Here is a 22,372-nt window from a genome sequence, read left to right on the forward strand (position 1 = left end):
GAAGTATCCACGCAGCGTGGATAGTGTGATTAAGTAAAAGGGATATGTGTCCAGAAAAAGGGGTACATATCATAAATATGGTACAAAGTGCGTCAATCTTTTCCCGAGTTTGTAGTCAAACGTGCTGTTTTGAGCAACAAAGTCGGGAAAATCTACGCGTTCGGCTTAGCATCAGCATCGTCAGCATCTTTAGCATCAGCATTGTTTTGCTTTTTTAAGAATTCCAAGTTCTTTTGAAGATTTTCACGCCTAACAGCCTGCTTTTCACACTCGCATATCTGCCTACTAAATCGCCTAGCTATTAAACGCGCCCTACTCCTACTAGAATCATCCTCCAAATTATTAAACTCACGTAGTCTACTAATACTATTAAGAATATTCTCTTCAACAAGCCTGGCATGCTGGCTGATATTACTCATAGCATAAGCCTCATCCAAAGCCCTACGCCGCTCATCCTCCGCATTCTTAAGACTCTTAAGCCGCACGCCCTTTAACACGCGTATACCATTCTCACTACGATTACTATGCAACACCACTTCACTCACATTAACCACAGGATGCTTCGCATAATAATCATGAATAAGCTTATGCGAAATCTCAACATCACAAGCACAATTCCTACCAACACCCTTTCTAGCATCAACCCAAGGAAGCTCACTCCTAACACGCACGCCAAGACTTGCAGTACTAAAATTATCCAACACATCACACACGCTATAAATCTCACGAAGCATAGAACACTCAAACGTTTTACTAAACTCACACGGGCTTAAAATAATATTCTGCGCGCAAACCAAATCCAAACTAAACAAACACGAGTTAAACAATTCCAAACACACCGGCCCATTCTTCCAAGCCTGAAAACCATTAGAAAACAAGTTGAGATTAGTTGAAGACAAATAATGCGCGTAACTATAATAGGTGAACAATTCCAGACGCTCGTGACTCATCGCGCCGTAATGCTGCAAAATCGCATACGCAACACGCTTAACTGTAGACATAACTCTCTTCCTTTCACCCTTTCACCATTGAAAAGACACGGACACTTAATAAACCAACATCCCCTAGAAGTTAGACTTACTAACAGTTAGCTTCTTCTACTATTAGACGATACTGGTTTTAAGTTAGCGAAAACGCTAGCATACGATTCACATACAACACAAATTCAACGGCGTGTCGCATGGAAAACGGGGCATGTCGCTCTCATATCTTCGCTTGCGTTCCATTCCTCGCGGCTATTAGTAGCCGCTCGGCTGATTTGGCGCATAAAGTCCACTGGACTTTATGTTTGAGCCAAATCACGCTTTGAAGGAGCTTGAAATGCGTTATGCAATTTCAAGCTCAGTCAAAGCGCCTTTCGCTTGAGAAGCGTAGCGCGCGAACGATATTTACCGAGTTTGTTGCGGGTTAGAGAGTTGAGACGCGGCGAAGCGTTATGCGAGCCGCACACGAATCGCAAGCAACCGCAGAGTCACTCAGTGATACGCCAACAATCTGCTCCCCGCTTTGCGCGCTTTGAATCAGCTGACTTTGCCAATCGCATGCGCAATCAAGGGCAAATCGAAGCTCGCGCAAATCGAGAGCCGCCGCAGATTCATTACTGTCATCCGCCACGCGCTCCTCATATTTATACTCGCGCCAAGAATCCGCCTTAGCAAAAAACGCGTGCTCATCGCACTCATCGCTCCCCTCAAGCATCTTCTTTGCAAAGCTCAACTCATCAATCACACTACCCAGCAAATCCGCCACATTTCGCCGATTTTCCGCAACCATTGCACGCGTGCGATTTGGATCCGTAAGTGCCACTCGCGTCATATCTCGCCAAGAACCAGCCGACATTTGCAACGCAACATTGCGATTTTCGCTTCCACACAAAACGTTCGCCAGCGCAGTAGAAACAACGTGCGGCATGTGTGAAATCAGCGCCGCCGAAGCGTCGTGTATAGAATCGTTCAACACAAGAGCGCGGTTTCCACACAACCCCACAATCACACGCAAAACCGCCAAAAACCGCCAAAAATCACTGCTCTCATCAACGCTAACAGCCCAAAGTGCGCCGTCCAGCAGCTGCGCGCTCGACGCCTGCCAACCCGTAAACTCGCTTCCAGCCATAGGATGCGCGCCAATATAACAATCGCCAAGCCCTGCGGCCTTAACCTGCTGGCGCACAAGCCCCTTAACGCTACCAACATCCGTCAAAGTAGTGCGCTGCTTGTTGATTTCGCGCGAAATCTCGCCAAGAACTTCTGGCATAGCGGCAAGCGAATTGCATAAAATCAAAACATTTGGCTGCATGCGCGCAAGCTCCGAAACGCTTTCAACGCAAGTGATTCCAAGGGCGCGCGCCTCTTTATACATTGTTTGATGGCGATTATACGCGTACACTTTGCAAGAGCCAGCGGCCACCAAACGCTTTGCGATTGAGCCGCCAATAAGTCCAAGCCCCACAATACCAACAGAAAATTTTTGAGAAAATTCAGCATCTTCTACCATAATAATTCTCTTTCTGCACGCATTACGTTCAAAGCACTCAAAGCACTCGAAGTATCAGACGAAGCACTCGAAGCATCAACGCACACTCCGCCATTTGGCAGCATCCAATCATTCATAACAGGATTATCTTGATTATCAGAAGGATACACTGCTAAAACTCGAACCCAATCACCATGTTCAACAACCTCTTGAATCATAGCTTTACACGTAGAATCCCAAGGGGCAGCATCAACAGTGGCAATAAAACTATATAAACCATCCTGACCTTTAATCGGCCTAGACATAAAAGAAGTCATATTAAGACCATGATCGCGCACAACATCAAGCAGATTTGCTAGCACTCCAGCGCCCGTAGAACGCGGAATAAAAGCAATAATCGAAGAAAAAGATGAATAGCTTTCGCGCTGCATATTAACAAAACTTAAAGCCTCATCTCTAGGAGCTAACACTAAAAACTCAGTGCGAGCGCCAGAAAAATCTTCAACAGCTTCACTCACAATTTGCCTATTGTATAAATCAGCACAAATTTTAGGGCACAAAGCAACTTCGCCATTAACTAAATCCCTACAAGCAGCAGCGTTTGAAGACGCAGTTTTTTCTTTCAATCCGCGCTTTTGAGCAAACTTACGACATTGTGCCAACGCGTGAGGATGAGCAACAATAGTCGAACAGTTTTCGATTGAATCCGACTTGCAAACAACAGCATCAAAACTTATATCAACGCCCAAGCGAGCAATGCCAACCATATTTTTTGCATCAATTAATAAATCTAAATTAGGTATTACTACGCCTTCAATATTGTTTTCCCACGCAATAATACCCAAATCGTGACAATCTTCAATTTTGCTAGCAATATTACAAATATTCTCACACGCAGTTGGAATAAGGCGCAAAGCACCTAGCGATTTACATTGCTCTTTAACTTTTAAAGCAGCTTGATGAGTAAAAGAACCTTCTGGCCCTAAATAGCATAATTTACGGGAACTATTACTGTTCTTATTACTATTCATGACTATATTGCTATTCATGACTATTCCTCAAACTACTTTAAGATTGTAAGACTTTAAGACTATAAGACTGACTATATAAGACTATAAGTAAGACTACCTTACATTGATTTAGCGCCACTTATTTAGCGCCAGAAATAGCAAAGAATTTATTAGGCATACAAAGCAAAACTACGTGAGCGATGATAATGCCATAAAGCCAAAAATATCCAGCATTTTGCGCAATCCACGGAAGATTATCCACGCCAAATCCAACGGCAACAAGCACGCCACGAAACGCGCCAAAAACCCTAAACCATCCAAGCGCAATCATCCAAACAACCGAACAGCATACGATTGCGTGCAAAATCAAGCCAAAAACGCCGCAAAGCATGCGAGCAAAACACGCGCTCAAAATAACAAGCAAAAACGCGATTACAAGACCGTACGGAAAGTTGTACATAGCGCCCATTCGGTGCGCAAAAGTGCCCAAAACCGCGCAAAATGCCGCTAAAACGCATAAAGCCGCACACCTGCCAGCAAATAGCACGGAATGCGACTTTATGTTAAACATCATTTTAAGCAATCACACAAAGCAATCACACAAAGCAATCACGCAGCGTTGTTGTTCTGCCTACGCTGCTTAGCGCGCCACTTGTACCATTCATCGCGGCTCAAAATAATCTTGCGCACGCGAATCGACTCAGGCGTAACTTCCACGCACTCGTCCTCGTTAGCAAAGTCAAGCGACTCTTCCAAGCTCATCTTAATTGGTGGCGTCAAAGTCTCAAGCACATCTGCTGTAGAAGAACGCATGTTAGTCATATGCTTAGCAAGCGTAATATTAACATCCAACTCGTCTGGCTTATTGTTAATACCAACGATTTGGCCTTCGTACACAGGGCTTTGCGGATCCACAAAGAACACGCCGCGCGCCTGCAAACGCTGCATAGCATAAGGCGTTGCAACACCCTTGCGATCGCAAACCATGGAACCGTTCTGGCGAGTTACAATCTGACCAGCCCAAGGCGCATAGCCTGCAGAAATGGAGCTTGCGATTCCCGTGCCGCGAGTTGCAGAAAGAAGAGCTGTGCGGAAGCCAATAAGACCACGAGAAGGAACAGTAAATTGCAAGCGAATCCAGCCAGATCCATGATTGCTCATAGAATCCATGCGACCCTTGCGATCCGCCATAAGCTGCGTAACAGTACCCATGTATTCTTCTGGAACATCAATCGTAGTGTTTTCCATAGGCTCGTTAATTTGGCCATCAATCGTCTTAGTAACAACTTGAGGACGACCAACTGTAAGCTCGTAGCCTTCGCGACGCATTTGCTCCGCCAAAACTGCCAACGCCAACTCGCCACGACCCTGAACTTCCCACGCATCTGGGCGGTCTGTTGGAAGAACCTTAATAGACACGTTACCAATAAGCTCGCGATCAAGCCTATCTTTAATCATGCGCGCTGTAAGCTTGTGATCTTTGCCTTCCGTGCCTGCAAGCGGCGAGTCGTTAATGCCGAAAGTCATGGAGATAGCTGGGTCATCAACGTGAATCAATGGAAGAGGCTTTGGATCGTTCTGGTCCACAATAGTCTCGCCAATCATAATGTCGTTAACGCCTGCAACTGCAACGATATCTCCAGGGCCTGCGGATGCCACAGGAGTGCGCTCCAAGCCTTGCGTGCGCAAAAGCTCGGAAACGCGGAAGTTTTCAAGCGAGCCGTCTACACGAGAAAGACCGTAAGTCTTGCCCTTTTCCAAAGTGCCGTTGTAGATTCGCACTAAGCCGAGGCGGCCAAGGAAGTCGGAGGAATCAATGTTTGCAACGTGTGCCTGAAGAGGCGCGCCTTCCTCGTACTCTGGTGCTGGAATGTTGGAAATAATGGAGTCAAAAAGAGGCTCCAAATTATCGTTATCTGGCAAGCCGCCGTTTTCTGGCTGATTCAAAGATGCATAGCCAGCCTTTGCGGCGCAATAAATAACAGGCAAATCAAGAAGCGAATCAATATCTAGATCGATTCCTTCTTCAACAACGTCTTGTGCAAGGCCAAGAAGCAAATCCGTAGCTTCGCTAACAACCTCGTCAATACGCGCGTCTGGACGATCCGTTTTGTTAACGCACAAAATCACTGGCAACTTTGCCTCAAGTGCCTTGCGTAGAACGAATCGAGTTTGTGGAAGTGGGCCTTCGGAAGCGTCGACGAGAAGCACAACGCCATCAACCATGGAGATGCCGCGCTCCACCTCGCCACCAAAGTCGGCGTGGCCTGGGGTATCGATTACGTTAATTGTGATTCCCTCTGGGTGACCATACTTTTCTGCAAGCGGGCCGGTGTATTGAACGGCCGTGTTCTTGGCAAGAATGGTAATGCCCTTTTCGCGCTCAAGGTCGTTGGAGTCCATTACGCGGTCTGGCACTTCTTCTCGCTCGGAGAATACGTGCGACTGCTGAAGCATGGCATTTACGAGCGTTGTTTTACCATGGTCAACGTGCGCTACGATTGCCACATTTCTAATATCACCGCGAACAGTCATTACAAACCTCTTCCGTTTTATTTAGCCAAACTTAAACAAGTTTACTCGCGGCTTTAGACACGCCGCTTATGCAATCGCAGACTCGCTGGCGCCTTCTGGCAAATACTTGTCGTATCCTTCTTCTTCCAACTCGTCCGCAAGCTCTGGCCCTGCAGTCTTTACAAAGTGACCTTGCGCAAAAACGTGCACAATATCTGGCTTAATGTACTTAAGGATTCGCGTGTAATGCGTAACCATCATAATGCCCAAACCAGTGCTTTCTTTGGCGCGATTTACGCCTTCCGAAACAATTCGCAAAGCATCCACATCTAGGCCAGAATCCGTCTCGTCCAAAATCGCAAACTTTGGTTTTAAAATCTCTAGTTGCAAAACTTCCGCACGCTTTTTCTCGCCGCCCGAAAAGCCCTCGTTTACAGAGCGAGACGCAAACTTTGGATCCATTCTTAAGCGCTTCATTGCTTCGTTAAGCTCTTTAACCCACGCACGCAAAGTCGGAGCCTCGCCGCTCACCTCTGTTTTTGCTGTGCGCAAAAAGTTCGTCATCGACACGCCTGGTACCTCTACCGGGTATTGCATTGCAAGGAACAGCCCAGCTTTTGCGCGCTCATCTGGAGTCATCTTCAAAATATCTTCGCCGTCTAAAAGCACCTGGCCTGAATCCACTTCGTACTTTGGGTGACCCGCCAAAGTGTATGCGAGAGTAGACTTTCCAGAGCCATTCGGTCCCATAATCGCGTGCGTTTCGCCCGAATTAACTGTAAGATTTACACCTTTTAATATTTGCTTGCGTCCCTCTTTTGTTTCTACAGACGCGTACAAATCCTTGATTTCTAAAGTTGACATGTTTATCTCCTATTCTTCCGCATATTTCGATTCGTTGGTTGCTTGCGATTCATCCGTCTTAGCTAAACGCCTCTCAATCGCAGCCATCAAATGATCTACGATTTGCGGCACGCCAATCTCCTCAATCAGCTCGTTAAAGAATCCGCGCACAACAAGCTTCCTAGCATCCGCCTCGCTCACGCCGCGAGACTGCAAGTAAAACAGCTCCTCGTCGTCAAATCTACCAACCGAACTTGCATGACCCGCACCAATAATATTGCCGTTTTCGATTTCTAGATTTGGCTCCGAATCGGCAATCGCGCCAGGAGTTAGCACCAAATTTCGGTTCAACTCGTACGAATCCGTGCCTGGAGCTTCTGGCTTAATAAGCGCGTTTCCAACCCATGTAGAATGCGCTCCTTTGCCATAAAGCGCGCCCTTATACACTACTCGCGACTTGCATTCTGGGTGATTGTGAACAACCATCGTACGATGCTCAACATGCTCGCCTGGGTCCACAAAATACATGCCAAGCATGTTCAAATCGCCCTTTTCGCCGCCAAAATCCTGATCCATGCGGATTCGCACAACGTCTCCGCCAAGCGTGACCATTGTGTGGCGAAGAGACGCTCCCGCACCCACATGAATCCTATGATTTCCAACGTGTTTGCTGCCTGAATCCCACTCTTGAATGAACGTTGTAGAAACATGCGCGTTCTCTCCAAGAATGATTTCTACGCCTTCAGCAAGCTTTGCAACTCCTGTGTGCTCTACAATAATATCCGCGTTTGTGCAGGAATCAGCTTCAATCACTAAGTGCAATGCGTCTAATGGCAATGCGTCTAATGATTTCGCAGCGTCTAGCGACTGCAAAGTACTTTCATTTTTAAGATTTCCGTGGATTTGCAATATTATTGGCTTTGTAGCTTCGCCGCAAACATGCAAAACGTATGCCGATTTTGCCGAGTTCCACGCAACAGCAGCCACGCGATCCGAAGGCTTCATTTCGGTGTGCGGAGCCTCGTTTTTTGGCAAAATTTGTAGAGTTGCATGCGAATCGCCATCAGCGCCTTTTAGCTCCACCGTAACGTTGTTAGACGGCTCAAAGCTCTCAAAAAACTCGGAGATTCGCTCAACTGGCGTGTATCTCCAATCTTCCTGCTTGCGCGTTGGAATCGCAAAGTCTTGCACGCTAAAAGAGCGCACGGATTTATCTGCGCTAGAAGGCATTGCAGCAGGAACCGCATAAGGATCGTTAGGGTCTGCTACAGGAATATTAATTTCTTTTTCCGTCATTTTATTGCCTAAATTCTTTTTCAGATCTTCGCTCATCACCCCACGGATCCTTCCATTTGCAATTCCACAAGACGATTAAGCTCCAGAGCATACTCCATTGGCAGCTGGCGACTAATCGGCTCCACAAAGCCGCGCACAATCATTCCCATAGCTTCTTTTTCTTCAAGTCCACGGCTCATCAAATAGAAAAGCTGATCCTCGGAAACCTTGGAAACAGTGGCCTCGTGAGCCATCGAAACGTTATCTTCGCGCACATCAACATGGGGATAAGTGTCGGACCTAGAAAAATCGTCAACGAGCAAAGCGTCGCACACAACCGAAGAGCTAGAGCCGCTAGCGCCTTTAACAATTTTTACAAGACCGCGGTAGGCAGAACGCCCGCCGCCACGCGAAATCGACTTAGCAACAATCGTGGAACTTGTGTGCGGAGCCAAATGAATCATCTTCGCACCCGTATCTTGGTACTGGCCGCGGCCAGCAAAGCTCAAAGACATAGTCTCCGCTTTTGCGTACGGCTCGGCGAGAATGCATGCAGGATACTTCATAGTTGCCTTGGAGCCAATGTTGCCGTCAACCCACTCCATTGTGCCACCTTCGCGCACGTAGGCTCGCTGGGTAACCAAGTTGTACACGTTATTTGACCAGTTTTGCACGGTTGTGTAGCGCACGCGCGCATGCTTTTCTACAACAATCTCAACGTTTGCAGCGTGAAGCGAATCCGTGGAATAAATCGGAGCTGTGCAACCTTCAACGTAATGCACGTACGATCCTTCGTCTGCAATAATCAAAGTGCGCTCAAACTGACCCATGTTTGGCGTGTTAATGCGGAAGTAAGCCTGAAGCGGAATATCCACATGCACGCCTTTTGGCACGTACACAAACGAGCCGCCACTCCAAGCCGCTGTGTTAAGAGCCGCAAACTTGTTGTCGTCAACTGGAATCACGGTTGCAAAATACTTTTTTACAAGATCGGGATACTTTTGAACTGCTGTATCCGTATCAACAAAAATCACGCCTTGCGCAGCCAAGTCTTCGCGAATCGAATTGTAAATAACTTCCGACTCGTACTGAGCTGCAACGCCCGAAACCAAGCGCTTTTTCTCCGCTTCTGGAATGCCAAGCCTATCGTAAGTTTTGCGAATATCTTCTGGCAAATCATCCCAAGTTTTCGCTTGATCGTGTACTGGGCGAACGTAGTACTTAAAATCGTCGGCGTCAAAGCCGCGTAAATCCACGCCCCAATCTGGCATAGGCTTTTGCAAAAACGCGCGGTATCCTTGCAAGCGAAGGTTTAGCATCCATTCTGGCTCGTTTTTATCGGCGGAAATTGCGCGAACAACCGACTCGTCAATGCCCTTTTTTGCGGCCTCGCCTGCAGCATCCGAATCATGCCAGCCGTAATTGTACTCGCCAAATTCTGCAACGATTTGTTCGTCTTGGCGGATTTTATCTTCGTTTACGCGAGCGCGATCTGCCACGTACTGGCTCATTTCAACGTCTGCCGCGCTGGAGTCATTTTGATTCGCTACATTCTTATTCGTCGATACGCTATTCATCAATGCGCTTGATTCAGGCTTATTTGAATCATCAACCACTGTTTTACCCTCCTATCAAGCTTATAAATCGATTATACATTTAGCCACGCAGCGGCATTACGTGATTCAAATCACATCTCTGCCTTTCTGCATATGCATTCTCCTTCTACGCACGAGGGAAAGCCTGCGAATAGCGCTGCTTAAGAGCCTGAATAGAAACGTGCGTGTAGCGCTGGGTTGTGTTAAGCGAGGAATGCCCCAAAAGCTCCTGAACCTCGCGAAGATCCGCTCCACCGTTGAGCATATGCGTTGCAGCACTGTGGCGGAGTGCGTGCGGAGCAACATCTGGCACGTTTGCGGCTGCGGCGGCAGCGTGAACAATACTTCTTACAACACGCTGATCGATACGCTTTGCTCGCGCGCCCAAAAACAGCGCTTGCATACCAGCTGAGTTTGCGGCGTGCTTTTCTAGCAGAGCACTTCGCCCATGCTCAATCCACTCTTTGCACGCATTTGCAGCAGGAACGCCAAACGGCACCACGCGCTGCTTGTTTCCTTTACCTGTAACTTTTACGGTGTGATTTTCAAAATCCATATCTTGCACATTAAGGCTTGTAAGCTCCCCAACGCGCATGCCCGTGGCGTATAAAAGCTCTAGAATCGCAGCGTTTCTAAGGGCGAGTGCATGTTCTTGGAGGGATTTTTGGGGCGATTTTAGGGGCGATTTTAGGGGCGTGTTTTCTTGATGCTCGGAAGCTTGCGACTTTTGCGCGCGCGGCTTTTTTTGCGCGCAATTTTGCATCGTTGAATCATGCGCAGTTGAATCATGTGCAGTTGAGTCCTGCGCAAAGTTATCCGCACAATCATCTGCACAGTTGTCTGCACAGTCGTCTGCACAATCCAACAACTTTTGCGCCTGCGCTTCATCTAAAACCGTAGGAAGCTCATTAGCGATCTTAGGAGTTGCAAGAATTTGCGCAGGATTTACGCTAATCAAACCAACGTGCGTAGCCCACGCAAAAAAGCCGCGCACGGCTACCACTTTGCGCGCCAAACTCGAGCGCGCGTGATTCTTGTTAAGCCAATACATCCATTGGCGCAAAACACTGGTGGAAACCGCGCGCAAATCGCAAAAACCATTGCGGCTGCACCACTCTAAGCATTGTAAAACATCCGCGCCGTACGCGCGTAAAGTGGCCTTTCCAAGGCCTTTGTTGGCGCGCAAATAGTCAACGTAGCGCGCACAGTGGTAGCCGAAGTCGCAAAAGTCGCCAGCAACCGTTGATGATGCTGAATCATCGTCAAATAATAAATCATTATTATTACGACTGCTAGCCATAGAACCGCCTCAAATCGCCTATATAACAGCAATCAGAAAGACCTAATTACCGCTTTCTTCGCTCGCGCTCGACTTACGCCTTCTATCCAACACGTGCCAAGCTTTATCTGCAGCAGCAAGCTGAGCCTTGCGCTTGCTAGAACCGTCCGCCTCACCCAGCAGCTCATCTCCATTTTCGTGCGCCAAAACCGCGCGCGCACGAAACACAGGCGCATAATCTGGGCCAGAAACCGACATTCTATATTGCGGCTCGTCAAGCCCCATCTCGTGCGCCAAAACCGTAAGCGAAGTCTTCCAATCCAAAGCTGGGCCTTCTGTAAGAACCTCCGCTAAAGTGTCGTCAATCAAGCGATGCACCACAGCGCGCGCCTCGTCAATGCCATGCTCAACAAAAGTCGCGCCAATAAGCGCCTCAACAATATCGCACAAAATCGAGTCTTTTTGAGCGCCACCATGCTCCATCTCGCCATGGCCCAAAAGAATGTACGAACCAACGTGCAACTTATCGCGAGCAACCGCGCTCAAAGCCCACTCCGAAACAGCCTTAGCGCGAAGCTTAGCCAACTGGCCTTCCGTCATATCTGGGTGAGCAGAAAACAGCGTTTCTGTAGAAACAAGCTCCAAAACAGCATCGCCCAAAAACTCTAGGCGCTCGTAGTTTTTAGTGCCTGGATGCTCGTGCGAAAACGAGCGGTGAGTAAGAGCCTCCACCAGCAAATCTGGCGAAATCGTAGTGCCAAGAGCGCGCAAAAGCTCCTTAGTAGGATCCCCATCCTGCGTGTGTCCATCTTGCGTGCGCGCAACGCCAATGCTACTAGTTTTAGCGTCTTCTGGCTGATTTGGGTTATTGTATGCGCCGTAATTGCCATCATTTTGGCCGTCATACTGGTCTTTTGTGTTGTTCCCACTCATATCTTCAACATTATAGCGCATGCATTGAAGTCGTTGATTTGCGCTATTAGCCACGAAATACTACAAGTTTATGTAAATTACGCCAAGCTAGGTGGAGATTCGAGATTTTTCGCCGCGAAAGAGGTGAGCCTCAGCGCCGAAGGTGGTGACTCGCCGAGAGAGCAAGAAAAATCGAGAATCTCGGTGATGAAAGATACGAAAAAGTTCTAAATATCCAGAAGGTTTGATGTATTTCTCTACGAGCAATAAAAGAGGAGCGTAGCGACGGGACTTGCGAGGAGAGAAATACTCAAACCTCGCGCAACGTTAAGTATGAAATCGCTCTATACAATTTCAAGCTCAATAAAAGCGCGCAAAAACAAAAACCCTGCCACCCGTCGATGGCAGGGTTTTTTTAAAATACAACCTACTTGGTGTGCGCAGAGCGAATTGCTTCGCGATACACGCGACCGCGGAAGTTACCGCAGGTTGGGCAAGCCATGTGAGACAACGCTGGCGAACCGCAGTTCGGGCAGGTAATAGTCTGCACGGCAGAAGCCTTCCAATTGGCGCGACGCGAATGAGTATTAGCGCGCGAGGTCTTGTACTTTGGCAGTGCCATAATCTTTCCTCTATTTCGTTCAACCGATTGAGCTTAAGCGTTCTGTATATTACAGCAAGCGCCATACATTATTCACAAACACACGTCAAATAAGGTGGAGATTCGAGATTTTTCGCCGCGGATGAAGCGAACCTCAGCATCTTTGATGGTGATTCGCTGAAGTAGCAAGAAAAATTGAGAATCTCGGTGATGAAAGCTACGAAAAAGTTCTAGCATGCAAGAGGGCTGGGTGATTCTTGGTCGAACAGTATAAGAGCGGCAGCCGATACCAAATAATCCAATGACTCACCCTACAAACAAACTTAAGCAAAAAACAAAATCAAAGCCAAATCGGAACAACCGCAACAACAAACTACACGTAATAGGCGGAGCGTTGTGAGACAAGAAACACCCAGCCCTCCTACAACGTTAAATAGGAAGCCGCGCAACACCAAGTAAGGACTTTTATTCAGGCAGATTGTTGCGCTTCAAGCTTTTCCTTAAGTCCTTCAAGCGCCGCAAAACGAATATCCGTAACGTCGTGATGATGATCCGGATGCTCATTCAGATTCTCTCCGCATTGCGAACAAAGCCCCTTGCAATCAGGCTCGCACAAAGGCTTAAGTGGCAACTCGCTAACCATTGTGTCTCGAATCAGAGCCTCAATGTCGGCAAAATCGCCGCCACCAACCAGCGGATACACGTTTCCAGAATCGTCGCCTTCGTCCCAAATATCAGCATCTTCTAAATCATCATTAGAGTTATTAGAGTTATTAGAACGCGCGCCGCTCTTGCCGCCATTTGCACCCTTGCCGCCCTTGCCGCTCTCCACGCGCGCAAAAAACGCACACACATCAACAGGCCAATCTCTATGCAACGGCATCAAGCATCGCGAGCACTCCGCATGCACGCGCGCGGTAATAGTGCCCTGAAACATAAGCCCATCTACAACGGAATCAAAATTGCCATCTACGGTAACATCACTCCCTGGCTCCACGCCAATAACGCTGTCTCCAATGCCCTCTGGCGCTGGGAAGGCGCGATGCAACTGCATACTACTGCCCGCTCGTGCCGCCATTTGCGCAACTGGTACCGCCCACAAAGACTGGGAGGGATGCGATGTCATTTTAATTCCTTTCTTCGCTTTCGCTGCTTTCACTGTCAAATTCTTCATCAATCTGGTTTGCAGCCTCATTTCGAACGTGTGCCGCCGCGCGCCTGCGCTCTTCCAAAACGCGCTGACCCGCTTGAACGTCTTGCTCCAGCTTGTCTAACTGCTGCTTTAGGCCTTCCATAACCGTGGCGCTGTACTGATCCGCGCCGCGCGTAAGCTTATCGGCCTTTGCCTGCGCATTGCTTATAATATCTCGCGCTTGGTTCTTTGCAATCGCAACCACATTTTCTTGACCTGCCAAGAATTTGGCTCGCTCCTGGGCTTCTTCAACCATTTGCGCGGCTTGACTTTGCGCCGAACTCACAACAGAGTTTGCCTGTGCTTGAGCCGTACGCAAGCGCCTCTCCGCTTCTCGCATTAACGCACTCGCGCGCTCCAGCTGAACAGGCAGCATGTCTTTTAGCCTAGACAAATAATCGCCAAACTCTTCGCGATCCACCTTTGCCATTCCAGCAGCAAAAAGCACGCCTTTTGCACTGTTTAGCGCGGCTTCCATTGTGTCGATTATGTCGTAAACAGTAGTAAATTCCTCGCGCGACTTTGTGCGTACTTCCTCGCTAACGGTTTGCGGATCCGCGGCCTTAAACGCGTTTTCTTCTTCGTCGTCAAACTCTATTGCGCCGCCGTCTTCGCGCTCGCGCAAATCTGGCATTGGGAACAGGTTTTGAGGCACATCGCCAGCTGCGTTGCCAGACGAATCGCCAGCAGCCGCAGAATCGCCAGCAGCCGCATCGTCGCTCGCCTTACTCGCCGCAGGCACCGCGTCATAAGCTTCAAAAGCAGCACTAGGCGAATCGTCGTTATTTGCAATCACTGGATTTAATGGCAACTTTTGGCTGTGGTTTGCCGATACTTGGCTTTCCATTGTGTCGTCTTCGTTTTCGCTCATTTTCGCTCCTTCGCTAAGTAGCTGCTCTCTTATCTCTTAACAATTTTATTGTACGTATTTTAGTACGTACTTATTTTAGTAATATTGTACTTATTTCGGTGATATTTAACTCACCATTGTAATATTTCGCTAATTTTATGATTGAGATATTGCATTTGTCTTAGAAAAAACGTGTTGCAAAAGCGGAATCACATTATTTGGCACCATTCCAGAAACGTCTCCGCCGTGACGAGCCACATCTTTTACAACCGAGCTAGAAACGTGTTCCAAAATAGGATCCGCTGGCAAGAACATGGTTTCAATGCCAGCCAGCTTGCGATTAACCAGCGCCATTCCAAGTTCCGCCTCATAGTCTCCGTTTTGACGCAATCCCTTAACAATTACGGTTGCGCCGACTTTTTTGCAATAATCCGTAATAAGACCGCTGGTAGAAGCAACCACTATTTTGCACGCTGGCGACTTAGACGCCCCGCACAAAGGTGGCACAAACTTGCCGACTGGCGAATCATCTTTTAGGTCTTCCAGCGCCTTGCGAATAATATCTACGCGCTCCAACTCGGAAAACATGGGCTTTTTGGCCGCGTTAACCGCCACTAAAACATGCACTTCGTTAAAAAGATGCGTACAACGTTGTATCACGTCTAAGTGTCCGGCCGTAACGGGATCGTAGGAGCCTGGGCAAACAGCTATAGTCATGCTTTTAGGTTACCACGAATCGGCCACGAGCTGGACACTGGCTAGATATGGCCTATTTTGCCCGCATTTGTTTCTTTTCCCCCACGTTTGTTCCCATTTCAGCCAATTTTGGAAACAAAAGCAAGAAAGCCTCCCTGCATTTGTTTCTTTTCCCCCACGTTTGTTTACGTTTCAGCCAATTTTGGGAACAAACTCGGGCACACTTCCCTGCGTTTGTTCCCTTTTGCCCGCGTTTGTTCCCATTTGCCAGCATTTGTTGCGATTATGAATTATGCTTGTATAAACATAAATCGCAAGTAACAAAACATGATTTATGCAACGCGATTTATGCAACATGATTTGTGTGAAAAGGATTTGTACGAAAGGGATGCAATGACGTTTTCAAATGATTCAAAGTATGGCGATAGCTCAAACGCTGCTAATTTGAACGCTGTTATGGAAGACGATTCAAAAAGCCTCCCAGATTCTGGGTCTAGCACAAGCACAAGCGTGCTCGAAAAGCCAGAAGTAGACGAATCCGCGCGAATGGACGATGGCGGCGACGCAGACCGCTTTGCACACTACGTTTCCAAAGATCGCGTAATTGAATCGCGCTTGACTGGCCGCCCTGTTGTGGCGTTGTGCGGAAAAGTGTGGATTCCAAAGCGCGAGGCAAACGACTACCCCGTTTGCCCAGAGTGCAAAAAAATCTACGAAGAGATGAACAATCTGGGCTTTTAGAGTAACTCAAATTAAAGCTGATTTATAAACTTAGCCTAAACCAGCCTAAACTAGCCTAAAACGCTGATTTCTGTAGGAATCGCAGGGTCGCCACGCATAAGACTTTGAGCAGAAATCGGAAGTCTGCTAAGAGATTTGGCGCAATAATTCTGTGCGCGCGCAATCGCGTCATGACCCATAAACTCCGTGTTAAATTCGCCATTTTGCACGTAGTCAACTAGCAAATCTTCCCAAGAATCCTGCGGTTTAAAAGCAGCGAGCGCACTCTCTGATCCAGAAATCACGTGCTCGCAGTCGGCCACGCCATTACCAGAAGCGCCGCCGTTTACGCCGCCAAAATCGTAAGAACGATACGCAAGTTTGCGCCCTGGAACAGTCGCCTTATTCTTAGACTTCTTAGCAACAGGTTGCATAACTCCATCCGCGCCCTGGCGCTCCGTAAGCTTATAAACCATTGCGCAAGTAGGAGCGCCCGAACCCGTAACCAGCATGGTTCCAATGCCGTAGGAATCGACTGGCGCGTTTTGCAAAGACGCGAGCGCATACTCGTCCAAATCGTTAGTAACCGTGATTTTAGTGTTTTTAGCGCCCAACGCATCGAGCTGCGCGCGCACGCGACGAGCCATAACGCACAAATCGCCCGAATCAATGCGCACACCGCCAAGATCCGCGCCAGCAACCTGCACGGCGGTTTTAACAGCCTCTTCCACGTTGTACGTGTCTACAAGCAACGTTGTTCCCTTGCCGAGTGCGGCAATTTGCGACTCAAAGGCGGCGCGCTCCGAATCGTGCACAAGCGTAAAGCAATGCGCGGCCGTTCCAATCGCCTTAAGCCCGTAAAGCTTTGCCGCAAGCAGGTTTGCCGTGCCTTTAAAACCGCCGATTACCGCCGCGCGAGAGGCAGCCACTGCCGACCACTCGTTTGTGCGCCTGCCGCCCATATCCATGCACGGCCTTCCAGCGGATGCGGAAACCATACGAGCCGCGGCGCTCGCCACCGCGCAATCGTAGTTAAGCACAGAAAGCAGCAGCGTTTCTAGCAGCGTGCACTCGCCAAAAGTGCCTTCAACTTGCAAAATCGGCGAATCTGGGAAGAACATTTCGCCTTCCCTGTAACCACGGATTTTGCCGCTAAAATGGTAGTTTTCTAGCCATTTAATGGTGTCTTTGCTTACGATTTTACGGTCTTGCAAAAATCGCAAGTCCTCATCGCTAAAGTGGAATCGCGCTAGCTCTTCTAGGATTCTTCCCGTGCCTGCTACCACTCCGTAGCGGCGGCCTTGCGGAAGGTGTCGCGCAAAAATCTCAAAAACGCATTTGCGGTCTGCTGTGCCGTCTTTTAGCGCGGCATCTAGCATTGTGTACTCGTACATGTCGGTCATGAGCACGGAAGAGTTTGTGTAAGGCTTTGCTTCAGAGTTTGCTTCAGAGTTTGCGAAATCAAAAGAATCAGGCATTTTTAATCCTTTCTTGCGATTTTAGTGACGTGAATTTGGCGAGCGGTTAGTGGCCATTTTTGCGTAGCTGCGCTTGCGATTTCTATCTGCTAGCAATCATAGTCCTATGTCTATCTACGACTTAAAGCTACAAAGTGCGGAGTTGTTTTCCCGAGTTTGTACGTGATTTAGATCAAATATGGTACAAAATGCGGAGTTGTTTTCCCGAGTTTGTACGTGATTTAGATCAAATATGGTACAAAATGCGTCAAATCGTTCGCACGCTCTAAACGTGAGTTATTAGCTAAACATATAATTGAGATTATGCTTGAAAATACGAACAGAACTCTTACCGCAGCAGCCACGCGATTGCGCTTGTACAACACGGCAACTCACAACACCAGCGAGTTTAAAACCGTCACCCCTGGTCACGTTGGAATGTACGTGTGTGGCGCAACCGTGCAAAGCTCGCCGCACATAGGTCATATTCGCGCAGCAATCGCCTTCGACGTTGTTCGCCGATGGCTTTTGCGCCTTGGCTACAACGTTACTTTTGTTAGAAACGTTACAGATATAGACGATAAAATCATCAAAAAAGCTAGCGAAAATGGCCAAACATGGTGGCAGCGCGCCTACATTTACGAGCGCGAGTTTACTGAAGCTTACAACACTCTCGGCGTTATGCCGCCGACTGTGGAGCCGCGCGCAACTGGCCACATCAACGACATGGTGGAGCTTATACAGCGCTTGATTGATCGCGGACACGCATACGCAATAACGGATGCGAATGGCAATCCTACTGGAAACGTGTATTTTAGTGTTCCAAGTTGGCAGGATTACGGCGCACTTACGCATCAAAATGGCAATTCAGATGGCAGCAATAGCGACGACAAATCCAGCAAAGCCGACAAATACAATCCAATTGACCCTGCCGATGCAAGCCCAGATAAGCACGATGCTCGCGATTTTGCGCTTTGGAAGGCACCTTGCGATTTTGACCAAAAAGACGCGCGCTGGAATACGCCGTTTGGAGCAGGCCGCCCAGGTTGGCACATTGAATGCTCGGCAATGAGTCACCGCTATCTTGGTGATTCCTTCGACATTCACGGCGGCGGACTAGACTTGCGCTTCCCGCACCACGAAAACGAGATGGCACAAACACTTGCTGCTGGCTGGAAGAGTGCAAACGTGTGGATGCATTCCGCTTGGGTTACAGCAAAGGGCGAAAAAATGAGCAAATCCCTTGGAAACGGCCTTTCTGTTCCATCGGTTCTGGCTCAAAAATCCGCGTGGGTTGTGCGATACGCGCTAGGCGGCGTGCAGTACCGCGCAATGCTGGAGTGGTCGGATCAGGCTTTAAACGAGGCGCAATCGGCTTATGATCGCATATCGAACTTCCTCGAGCGCGCTGGGCGTGTAATCGAAAATCAGCCAGATTATGCGGAAGTTCAGGGCGTTGATGCAGATAATCTTCCAGAAGATTTTACTAAAGCTATGAACGACGATATTAACGTTTCGGGCGCGCTGGCCGCGATTTTTACTGCGATTCGCTCTGGCAACGCGCTTTTGGACGACTATGCACAAAGTCAAGATGACGGCCAAAACAACAGCATTAAAAGCCTTATTAAAACGTGCGTTTTGCAAGTTCGCGCAATGCTAGACACGCTTGGGCTAGACCCTTACTCCCAGCAATGGCGCCGCAACGCGCAAAAATCGCAAGATTTGGGCGAAGATGCAGATAACGGCGCAAGCGCGGAACACAAGGCTCTTGAATCTTTGATTGCAAATCAGCTGGAACAAAGGGCGATTGCGCGCGCGGCCAAGGATTTTGCACGCGCAGACGCGATTCGCGACTCTTTAACCGCCGCTGGCGTTGTAATCGAAGATTGTGCACAAGGCTCATCGTGGCATTTATCTTAAAACTCTTAAACATTCCAAACAACCTGTAGAATAGAGCAATTATGGCAGCATTTAGTTCGTTAACAGAAAGACTTTCTGGCGCATTCAAGCACTTGCGTAGAAAAGGCAAATTATCCGACGCAGACATAGACGGCACAATTCGCGAAATCCGCCGCGCGCTTTTAGACGCAGACGTGGCTTTAGACGTTGTGCGATCTTTTACCGCTAAAATCCGCGAGCGCGCACTTGGCGAAGAGGTTTCTAGCGCACTGAATCCTGCGCAGCAAGTTGTGCGAATTGTAAACGACGAGCTTACAAATGTTTTAGGCGCAGGCGTTGATAGGCCGCTGAATTTTGCCAAATACCCCCCAACCGTAATCATGCTTGCTGGCTTGCAAGGCGCTGGTAAAACAACGCTTGCAGGAAAGCTGGGCTACTGGCTTAAGGATTCTGGACATACGCCTTTGCTTGTTGCGGCGGATTTGCAGCGCCCTAACGCCGTTACGCAGCTTGAGGTTGTTGCCGAGCGCGCGGGCGTGGCTGTGTTTGCGCCAGAGCGAGGCGTGCAAAGTGATGGCGGCAGCGAAGTGGTTTCAGCTGGTTTAGCGACGGGAGACCCTGTTAAGGTTGCGCGAGATTCCATTGACTACGCGCGCGCAAAAATGTACGACACGGTTATTATCGATACCGCTGGTCGCCTTGGCGTGGACGATGCTCTTATGCAGCAGGCGCGCGAAATTCGCGATGCTGTTAATCCGCAAGAAATCCTGTTTGTTATAGACGCCATGATTGGTCAGGATGCTGTTCATACGGCTCAAGCGTTTAACGAGGGCGTTGATTTTACGGGCGTTGTGCTTTCTAAGTTAGATGGCGATGCGCGAGGCGGTGCTGCGCTATCGGTTGCAAGCGTTACGGGCAAGCCGATTTTGTTTGCTTCTACTGGCGAAGGTTTGAAGGATTTTGAGATTTTCCACCCAGATAGAATGGCCTCCAGAATCCTAGATATGGGCGATATTCTAACGCTTATTGAGAATGCGCAAAAGCAGTTTGACGAGGAAGAGTCTAAAAAAGCGGCCGCTAAAATATCTGAAGGAACTTTTGGACTAGACGACTTTTTGGATCAGCTTCAGCAGGTTAAAAAGCTTGGTTCTATGAAGAAAATTCTTGGCATGATGCCTGGAATGGCAGCGCATAGGCAAGAGCTTGAGCAGTTTGACGACCGCGAGATAGACCGCACAGAGGCGATTATTCGCTCGATGACACCTAAGGAGCGCCGAGACACAAAGATTATTGACGGCTCCAGGCGCGCGCGAATCGCAGCTGGCGCGGGCGTTCCAGTTTCCGCGGTGAACGCGCTTTTGCAGCGCTTTGAGCAGGCAGCTAAGATGATGAAGCGCATGAGCAATGGCGGCGGCGCTGGAATGCCTGGAATGGGCGGAATTCCTGGGTTTGGCGGCGGCGCTGGAAAGTCCAAGCGCAAAGACAAAAAGAGCAAGAAGAAGGGCGGAAAGTCTGGAAATCCTATGCGCCGCGAGGCCGAGGAGCGCGCACTTAGGGATCGCTTATCTGGAAATTCTTCTGCAAATAGTGCAAATGATGGCGATGGCGAAAATGGCGAGTCTGCCTTTATGAAGAAGAAGCAGGATTTGCCTAATAATCTGCCAGAAAATCTTCAAAATCTTATGAGTGGCGAAGGTGATTTTGCTGGCGGAATGCCTGATTTGCCGCCTAATTTGGGCGGCGGTCTTTCGGGACTTTTTGGCAGATAAGCAGATAAGCAAGATAATCAGATAGCAAATAATCAGTAGATGATTCACGCGATTTTACCTGCGATTTTACTTATTTCGCTTGTTTTACTTCTGGCTTGGCAGCTGCTTAGGTGGCTGCCAGCTGGAGCAGACGGGCTAAAACCTCTGCCCTACGTTATTGCACTGCTGCCGATTGCGCCGTTTTGCGCAGGGTTTGGGCTAATCGCCAGCGCTGTGGCGGCGGCCTCAACACGATTGCAAAATGAATTTTGTAAATCGTACGTGTTTTTGTGCGTGGCATATGCGGCGTTGCTCTTAATCTCTTTAAAATCGTATACGCCGTATTTTGCAAGGCATTTGCGGAAACAAATACAAGAATACTTCCCCGTGTTTGTTCCCAAAAACACCCAAAACGGAAACAAACGCAGGAACACATGCCCGTGTTTGTTCCCAAAAACACCAAAAACGGAAACAAACGTGGGAATAGATGCCCGTGTTTGTTCCCAAAAACAGCAAAAATGGAAACAAACGTGGGAATCATCGCCAAAAAAATCGCAGGAAAAATCGCTAGAAATCCGCGTTATGACGCTTAATTGCAGATATGGACGCGCAAACGCGAGTCAAATAATAGAACTCGCAAAAACGCATAAAGTCGATACAATTCTTTTGCAAGAAGTAAGCGAAAAACTTGTAAAAAGCCTTGAAAAACTTGGGATTAGGCGTGATTTTGCGCATGTGCAATTGGGAAATACAAACAACCGCGAAAATGGCGGATTTAACGCGATTTATACGCGATTAAGCGCTGTAAAACAATCTTTTGGCGAGTCGATTAAGATTGATGCGGCAAACGTGCCAATTGTTACGGCGGCTGCTTGCGAGACGCGCGCGGAAAATCTTCTAATAACATTCGCTTCGGCGCATCCAAAATCGCCTATGCGCGGGTGTGCGGCTTGGAGCAGCGGAATAATGGCGCTTGCAAAAATCGGCGAAAATCATAATAAAAGCGACTGCAAAAAAGTCACAATAATCTGCGGAGACTTAAACTCAACACCAGACCACCCGAGCTTTAGAGCGCTACTAAAATCAGGCTTTTTCGACGCATCAATGCAAATTGGCAAGCGATTAAAAACCTGGCCAACGTGGCAAAAATGGCCAAATCTTGCGCTTGACCATGTGCTAATAAAGTCAACAGGCTGCGCCGCTAAAGCCACAGCGCAACGCACGATTCGCGTGGACGGCAGTGACCACTTTGCGCTAATCGTTTGCGTTTCGCTCCACCTCTAGCTCCCCTCTAGCTCCCCGCTTCTTC

General features: G+C 48.5%; 19 protein-coding genes. 4 read left to right on the forward strand and 15 right to left on the reverse strand.

Annotated elements, in window-relative coordinates; all coding sequences use genetic code 11:
* Window positions 1-152 precede the first annotated feature (152 nt).
* From QP420_RS05795 to coaD, 14 genes are all read right to left on the reverse strand, one after another.
* Window positions 153-1,001: a Panacea domain-containing protein gene (locus QP420_RS05795; protein WP_481616819.1), complete on the reverse strand. Its 849-nt coding sequence runs from the start codon at window positions 999-1,001 to the stop codon at window positions 153-155.
* A 406-nt stretch (window positions 1,002-1,407) separates the two neighbouring features.
* Window positions 1,408-2,493, reverse strand: coding sequence for a prephenate dehydrogenase (locus QP420_RS05800; RefSeq protein WP_481616820.1), 1,086 nt, complete (start codon window positions 2,491-2,493; stop codon window positions 1,408-1,410).
* Window positions 2,487-3,521 carry a prephenate dehydratase gene (locus QP420_RS05805; protein WP_481616821.1) on the reverse strand — a complete coding sequence of 345 codons (1,035 nt, stop codon included), beginning with the start codon at window positions 3,519-3,521 and terminating at the stop codon, window positions 2,487-2,489. Before QP420_RS05805 ends, QP420_RS05800 begins: the two co-directional genes overlap by 7 nt.
* Before the next feature lie 100 nt (window positions 3,522-3,621).
* Window positions 3,622-4,056, reverse strand: a complete 435-nt coding sequence (locus QP420_RS05810) for a hypothetical protein (protein ID WP_060786901.1) — start codon at window positions 4,054-4,056, stop codon at window positions 3,622-3,624.
* Window positions 4,057-4,091: 35 nt separating this feature from the next.
* A complete protein-coding gene (typA, locus tag QP420_RS05815; RefSeq protein ID WP_248901334.1) occupies window positions 4,092-6,017 on the reverse strand; it encodes a translational GTPase TypA in 1,926 nt (641 codons plus the stop codon).
* A 66-nt stretch (window positions 6,018-6,083) separates the two neighbouring features.
* Entirely contained in the window at window positions 6,084-6,860 is a 777-nt protein-coding gene (gene sufC / locus QP420_RS05820; protein WP_004113429.1) for a Fe-S cluster assembly ATPase SufC, read from the reverse strand.
* 9 nt (window positions 6,861-6,869) lie between these two features.
* On the reverse strand, window positions 6,870-8,171 hold the full coding sequence (gene sufD / locus QP420_RS05825) for a Fe-S cluster assembly protein SufD (RefSeq protein WP_481616822.1): 1,302 nt from the start codon (window positions 8,169-8,171) through the stop codon (window positions 6,870-6,872).
* A complete protein-coding gene (gene sufB / locus QP420_RS05830; RefSeq protein WP_481616843.1) occupies window positions 8,171-9,691 on the reverse strand; it encodes a Fe-S cluster assembly protein SufB in 1,521 nt (506 codons plus the stop codon). The genes sufD and sufB overlap by 1 nt, the downstream gene beginning before the upstream one ends.
* Window positions 9,692-9,836: 145 nt before the next feature.
* Window positions 9,837-11,009 (reverse strand): tyrosine recombinase XerC, encoded by a 1,173-nt coding sequence (locus QP420_RS05835; protein ID WP_481616823.1) that lies wholly within the window; start codon window positions 11,007-11,009, stop codon window positions 9,837-9,839.
* Between the two features lie 42 nt (window positions 11,010-11,051).
* The gene (gene rnc, locus QP420_RS05840; protein ID WP_481616844.1) at window positions 11,052-11,942 is read right to left on the reverse strand and encodes a ribonuclease III; all 891 of its coding nucleotides are present in this window, start codon (window positions 11,940-11,942) and stop codon (window positions 11,052-11,054) included.
* 385 nt (window positions 11,943-12,327) lie between these two features.
* Entirely contained in the window at window positions 12,328-12,522 is a 195-nt protein-coding gene (rpmF, locus tag QP420_RS05845; protein ID WP_004113441.1) for a 50S ribosomal protein L32, read from the reverse strand.
* 448 nt (window positions 12,523-12,970) lie between these two features.
* On the reverse strand, window positions 12,971-13,627 hold the full coding sequence (locus QP420_RS05850) for a YceD family protein (protein WP_481616824.1): 657 nt from the start codon (window positions 13,625-13,627) through the stop codon (window positions 12,971-12,973).
* Between the two features lies 1 nt (window position 13,628).
* On the reverse strand, window positions 13,629-14,564 hold the full coding sequence (locus tag QP420_RS05855) for a hypothetical protein (RefSeq protein WP_481616825.1): 936 nt from the start codon (window positions 14,562-14,564) through the stop codon (window positions 13,629-13,631).
* Between the two features lie 135 nt (window positions 14,565-14,699).
* On the reverse strand, window positions 14,700-15,260 hold the full coding sequence (coaD, locus tag QP420_RS05860) for a pantetheine-phosphate adenylyltransferase (protein ID WP_481616826.1): 561 nt from the start codon (window positions 15,258-15,260) through the stop codon (window positions 14,700-14,702).
* A 372-nt stretch (window positions 15,261-15,632) separates the two neighbouring features.
* On the opposite strand from coaD, the gene QP420_RS05865 reads away from it, so the two are divergent.
* Complete coding sequence (locus tag QP420_RS05865; protein ID WP_060786909.1) at window positions 15,633-15,980, forward strand: DUF3039 domain-containing protein; 348 nt, start codon at window positions 15,633-15,635, stop codon at window positions 15,978-15,980.
* Between the two features lie 50 nt (window positions 15,981-16,030).
* Here QP420_RS05865 and QP420_RS05870 read toward each other — a convergent pair whose 3' ends face one another.
* On the reverse strand, window positions 16,031-17,437 hold the full coding sequence (locus QP420_RS05870; protein ID WP_481616827.1) for a nicotinate phosphoribosyltransferase: 1,407 nt from the start codon (window positions 17,435-17,437) through the stop codon (window positions 16,031-16,033).
* Window positions 17,438-17,740: 303 nt separating this feature from the next.
* Here QP420_RS05870 and cysS point away from each other — a divergent pair, with 303 nt between their 5' ends.
* Genes cysS through QP420_RS05885 form a run of 3 tightly spaced genes read left to right on the forward strand, consistent with a single transcriptional unit; the run spans window position 17,741 to window position 22,347 of the window.
* A complete protein-coding gene (cysS, locus tag QP420_RS05875; RefSeq protein WP_481616828.1) occupies window positions 17,741-19,336 on the forward strand; it encodes a cysteine--tRNA ligase in 1,596 nt (531 codons plus the stop codon).
* Window positions 19,337-19,377: 41 nt separating this feature from the next.
* The gene (ffh, locus tag QP420_RS05880; RefSeq protein WP_481616829.1) at window positions 19,378-21,084 is read left to right on the forward strand and encodes a signal recognition particle protein; all 1,707 of its coding nucleotides are present in this window, start codon (window positions 19,378-19,380) and stop codon (window positions 21,082-21,084) included.
* Window positions 21,085-21,123: 39 nt separating this feature from the next.
* Entirely contained in the window at window positions 21,124-22,347 is a 1,224-nt protein-coding gene (locus tag QP420_RS05885) for an endonuclease/exonuclease/phosphatase family protein (RefSeq protein ID WP_481616830.1), read from the forward strand.
* Window positions 22,348-22,372 lie beyond the last annotated feature (25 nt).

The organism is Bifidobacterium sp. UMB1197 (assembly GCF_030217745.1).
Lineage (GTDB): Bacteria > Actinomycetota > Actinomycetes > Actinomycetales > Bifidobacteriaceae > Bifidobacterium > Bifidobacterium vaginale_B.